5 protein-coding genes are annotated in these 3,902 nt (G+C 71.8%); all 5 read right to left on the reverse strand.

What is annotated here, in order from left to right:
* The coding region (locus tag ND748_RS27365; protein WP_251749090.1) for a DEAD/DEAH box helicase at positions 1–767 on the reverse strand (767 nt) is incomplete at its 3' end.
* A 117-nt stretch (positions 768–884) separates the two neighbouring features.
* Positions 885–1,889 (reverse strand): twin-arginine translocase subunit TatC, encoded by a 1,005-nt coding sequence (gene tatC, locus ND748_RS27370; protein WP_251749091.1) that lies wholly within the window; start codon positions 1,887–1,889, stop codon positions 885–887.
* Positions 1,890–2,018: 129 nt separating this feature from the next.
* Positions 2,019–2,285 (reverse strand): Sec-independent protein translocase subunit TatA, encoded by a 267-nt coding sequence (gene tatA, locus ND748_RS27375; RefSeq protein WP_251749092.1) that lies wholly within the window; start codon positions 2,283–2,285, stop codon positions 2,019–2,021.
* Positions 2,286–2,634: 349 nt separating this feature from the next.
* The gene (locus ND748_RS27380) at positions 2,635–2,850 is read right to left on the reverse strand and encodes a hypothetical protein (RefSeq protein ID WP_251749093.1); all 216 of its coding nucleotides are present in this window, start codon (positions 2,848–2,850) and stop codon (positions 2,635–2,637) included.
* A 10-nt stretch (positions 2,851–2,860) separates the two neighbouring features.
* A complete protein-coding gene (locus ND748_RS27385; RefSeq protein WP_251749094.1) occupies positions 2,861–3,853 on the reverse strand; it encodes a YafY family protein in 993 nt (330 codons plus the stop codon).
* Positions 3,854–3,902: the final 49 nt, after the last annotated feature.

Here is a 3,902-nt window from a genome sequence, read left to right on the forward strand (position 1 = left end):
GAGCCGGTGCCGGGCGGCACATCGCGGGCGGAGCCGGCGGGCGGGGCACCCCAGCCGGGCCGTGCCAGCTCCTCCTCGGACACCGCCCGGGCGAGTGCCGCGCCGGCGGACGGCGCCCCGTCCTCGAGGAACAGGTCGTGCAGGGTGCGGTCGGCGAGGACGTGCTGCCACAGCGGCACCGGCCGGTGATCGCTGACGATGACGCGGGTGTGCCCGCGGACGGTGACGAGCCATTCGCCGAACTCCTCGGCGTTGCTCACCGTCGCCGACAGCGACACCAACCGGACGTGCGCCGGCAGGTGGATGATGACCTCTTCCCAGACGGCGCCCCGCTGGCGGTCGGCGAGGTAGTGCACCTCGTCCATGACCACGTAGGCGAGGTTGTCCAGGCCGCCGCCGCCGACCGGGCCGGCGTAGAGCATGTTGCGAAGTACCTCGGTCGTCATGACGACGACCGGCGCGGAGCCGTTGCGGGCGGTGTCGCCGGTCAGCAGGCCGACCTGGTCGGCGCCGTAGCGGGCGACAAGGTCGGTGTACTTCTGGTTGGACAACGCCTTGATCGGCGTCGTGTAGAAGCAGCGCGTTCCCGTGCTCAGGGCGAGGTGCGCGGCGAATTCGCCGACGACCGTCTTGCCCGCTCCCGTGGGCGCCGCGACCAGGACCCCTTCGCCTGCCGCCAGCGCCGAGAGCGCCTCGAGCTGGAACGGGTCGAACCCGAAGGGAAGGCTGGCGGCGAACTCCACGAGAGCCTCAGGCGTGGAGGACACATTGCCACCCTACGGGAAGCGGCGCCCCCGCACCGACCGCCACGGCAGGTGGGAACAGGTAGCGCCGAGGTCAGGTGATGCCAAGGTCGGGTGATGTCGAGGTCGGGTGATGCCAAGTCAGGTGATGTCGAGGTGCGACGGATCGCCACCGGGGGCCGCGGAGCCGGTGCCGGCGCCGACCGGCGACGCCGGGGTCGACTCGGCCGGCCGGCCGGCGCCGGCCGCCTGGGACGGGACGTCGTCGTAGTCCAGCGGCGAGGTCTCGTCGTCGCCGAGGTCGGCGTACGGGGAGTCGTCGCCGCGGCGAGCCTTGCGCCGGTCGTTGAGCCAGCCGACGATCAGCGCGACCTCGTAGAGGAGCACCATCGGCAGGCCCAGCGCCAGCATGGTGAACGGGTCCTGGCTGGGCGTGACGACGGCGGCGAAGACGAACACGAGGAAGATCTCGGCGCGTCGCCAGGACCGCAGCCGGGCGGTGGTGACGACACCGGCCAGGTTCAGCATGGCGACAAGCAGCGGAATCTCGAACGACAGCCCGAAGATCAGCAGCATCGCCTGGACGTAGCTGAGGTACTTGTTGCCGTCGAGGACGCTGACCAGGCCGTTGCCGCCGAACCCGAGCAGCAGGCTCAGCCCCGTGGACAGGGTCAGGTAGGCGAACACGGCGCCGGTGGCGAACAGGATCAGCGAGATCCCGACGAACGTGAGCGACCAGCGCCGCTCGTGCCGGTGCAGACCAGGGGTGATGAACGACCAGAGCTGGTAGAGCCACACCGGGGAGGACACCACCGCCGCAGCGATCATCGAGATCTTCAGCCGAATGGTGAACGCGTCGAGGATGCCGAAGAAGTACAGGGTGCAGTTGGTCGACGCCGCGCCGTCGGGGCTGAAGCGCTTGCTGGCCGGCAGGTCGCAGTAGGGCGCCTTGAGCCAGTTGAAGATGTGCGGTTCGAAGATGAAGCAGACGACCGCGGCGACGGCGAAGCCCAGGAGCGCGATCGCGATCCGGTTCCGCAGCTCACGAAGGTGCTCCGTGAGGGGCATCCGGCTGTCCTCGACCGTGCGGGTCCGCCGCTGGTGCACCGAGGCGAAGAGCCTGCGCGGCGTGGGAATCCCTGGCACGTCGGCGTCTCCTGGTCAAGGGGGCAGGGTCGAGGGTCAGTCGGACGGCGTCAGTCAGACAGGGTCAGTCAGACAGCGTCGAGGGTCGCGTCTCGACCGGACGCCGCGGCGCCCGGCCGGGACGTGCGGTCAGTGCCGATCCGCCACCGGGGCGGAACCGTTCACGGACGCGCCGGGCTGGGTCGCCTGGGCGGGGGCCACGGCCGGGGCCTCGATCGGCAGCGGGGCCGGGTGGGCGGCCGGGGTGTCGTCGTCGCGCAGGCCCTTGGTCTCGGCCTTGAAGATGCGCAGCGAGCGGCCGAAGGAACGCGCCGCGTCGGGGAGCTTCTTCGATCCGAACAGCACCAGCACGACGAGGGCGATGATGATGATCTCGGTGGTGCCCAGGTTTGGCATGGTCTGCGTCCTCCGATGAGCGGTACCGGCCCGGTCCCACGACCGGTGCGATCGATGCTACGTCGGCCAGCCTAGGAGGCGATAGGAGGCATACGGGTATCTCGGAGATGACGGCTGCGCAACGAAGCGAGTCTGCCGGACGAATTGTAGTCACCGCGGAACCCTGCGCAAGCAGAATCCCACACCGCCACCCGTCAATATCTCGCATAGTCACCGAAGGAACGCACCACGTCGACCTCGACGTGACCCCGCGTCACGAACCAGAAGCCCGCGATCGCTCCTTACGGATCACGGCGGGACCACACCCGAGCTGCCCGCTCGCGCTCCGCATCCGGCCCGGTCGGGCTGATCAGGAGGTGCGCTCGGCAAGCCGGGCCGTGACTTCGGCGTGGTTCAGCCGGGCGGAGAGTTCCGTGGTGTCGGCGGCGAGGCCGGACACCCGCGTCGACAGCTCGCCGAGAGCCCGGCGCACGCCGCGCACCTTCTGCCAGACCCGCCAGGCGCACAGGGCGAGCAGAACGAGCCCGCCGAGGATGAGCACGACGTAGACGAGCGCCCAGAGCATGCCGATCAGCCTACCGTTCGTCGCCGGCGCCGCCGGACGGGGTGTCGAGCCCGTAGGCGGCCAGCGCCCGGCGCGCGAGGGCGTGTACCTGGGCGGCGAGTCCCGGCGGCTCGACGACCCGCACGTCGGCACCGAGACCGAGGACGAGCCGGTGCAGCCAGGACGTCTCCCGCGCGTGGAGAGTGACCTCCAGTCGACCGTCGGGCAGCTCCCGCACCCCCGTGACCGGGTAGTAGTCGGCGACCCAGCGGGCCGGCGAGGCGAGTTCGAGGACGACCCGGACGTCGGCCGGGCCGGGACGGTAGATCCCCTCGCTGGTGTCGCGGGACACCGCGCCCGGCGGCGGCGCGGCCGGGACGTCGAGCACCTCGACCCCACCCGGCCCGTCGATGCGGTCCAGCCGGAACAGCCGCACCGCCTCCGCCCGGTGGCACCAGCCCTCCAGGTACCAGTGGCCCTCCCGGATCAGCACCCGCATCGGGTCCACGTCCCGCTCGGTCAGCTCGTCGCGGGACCACACGAGGTAGCGCAGGTGCACCCGGCGGCGTTGCCGCACCGCCCGCTGCACCGCGGCGAGCACCTCGGCGTGGGTGTCGAGGCTCACCCGCACCTGGCCGGCGACGCTGCCCGCCGCGCCGACCGCCTTCTCCAGCTTCTCCAGCGCCCGGTCGAGGGCCTCCCGGCCGGCGAGCCCCGGCACGTCGGCAAGCGCGCGGGCGGCGACGACCAACGCCGTGGCCTCGTCCACGGACAGCCGCAACGGCCGGTCCAGTGTCTGCGGATCGGCGACGGTGATCCGGTCGCCGGAGTAGCTCAGGTCGATGAGGTCGCCCGGCGCGCCACCGGGCAGTCCGCACACGAACAGCAGGTCCAGGTCATCGCGAAGCTGGCGCGGCGTGATGCCGAAGGCCTGCGCGGCGGCCGGCAGCGGAACGCCGGGATGCGCCCGCAGCCAGGGGACGAGGGCGAGCAGCCGGCTCAACCGGTCGGTCGCGGCGTTCATCGCTCATCGCCCGCCGGGAACCGCGGCGGCCTCGCGCGCGCCGGTGGTG

The sequence above is a fragment of the Frankia sp. AiPs1 genome, from assembly GCF_023716945.1.
GTDB lineage: Bacteria > Actinomycetota > Actinomycetes > Frankiales > Frankiaceae > Frankia.

Excerpts from the sequence above, each read along its gene's own strand:
- tatA (WP_251749092.1), bottom strand. The coding sequence starts at position 2,285 with ATGCCAAACCTGGGCACCACCGAGATCATCATCATCGCCCTCGTCGTG.
- ND748_RS27380 (WP_251749093.1), bottom strand. The coding sequence starts at position 2,850 with ATGCTCTGGGCGCTCGTCTACGTCGTGCTCATCCTCGGCGGGCTCGTT.
- ND748_RS27385 (WP_251749094.1), bottom strand. The coding sequence starts at position 3,853 with ATGAACGCCGCGACCGACCGGTTGAGCCGGCTGCTCGCCCTCGTCCCC.